Source organism: Cellulomonas sp. P5_C6 (genome assembly GCF_054049635.1).
The window spans coordinates 1-574 of the sequence record NZ_JBFULZ010000401.1 but is presented as its reverse complement, the minus strand read 5'-3'; the positions used below and the strand labels follow the sequence as shown (position 1 = coordinate 574).

The 574-nt window shown below is 73.3% G+C and carries 1 protein-coding gene and 1 pseudogene; both read right to left on the bottom strand.

Features of this window, described 5'->3' with window-relative positions; genetic code table 11:
- The coding region (locus tag ACXJKG_RS21395) for an SDR family NAD(P)-dependent oxidoreductase (protein WP_456847723.1) at positions 1-304 on the bottom strand (304 nt) is incomplete at its 3' end.
- An 11-nt stretch (positions 305-315) separates the two neighbouring features.
- Positions 316-574: pseudogene (locus ACXJKG_RS21390) on the bottom strand (alcohol dehydrogenase); the annotation flags it as partial.

Genomic DNA, 574 nt, shown 5'->3' with positions numbered 1-574 from the left:
CCAGGACCCTGTGCCACTCCTCGTCCGAGTTGGCCGCGATGTCGCCGACGGCGCCGATCCCTGCGTTGTTGACCACGATGTCGAGGGCGCCGAAGTGCTCGACGACCTGAGCGACGGCGGCGTCGCACTGCGCGGGGTCGGTGATGTCGCAGACGACACCCAGCACGGAGTCGGGGACCCCGGCGATCGATCGGTCCAGGACCGCCACCCGGGCGCCGCGCTCGACCAGCAAGGCGGCCGTCGCCGCGCCGATGCCGCTGGCACCCCCGGTCACGATCGCCACCAGCCCGTGAAACTCGCTCATCTCAGCTCCCTTCAGATTCGCGGGTCGACGTGGATCTTCGGGCCGTCACCGGCGCCTGCGGGGCGTTCTCCCGCAAGCACCGCCCCCACCTGCTCCAGGCCGACGGTCGCGGCGACGAGAGGTCGCGGGTCGGCGGCGCCGCCGGCGTAGGCCTCGATGGTTCCGGCGAGGCCCGGGGAGGCGCTGAGGACGCCGACGGCGGTCACGTCCGCCAGCGCCAGGACGCGGGTGTCGATGAGGCTCGGGCTCCCGGCCAGCCCGACGTAGACC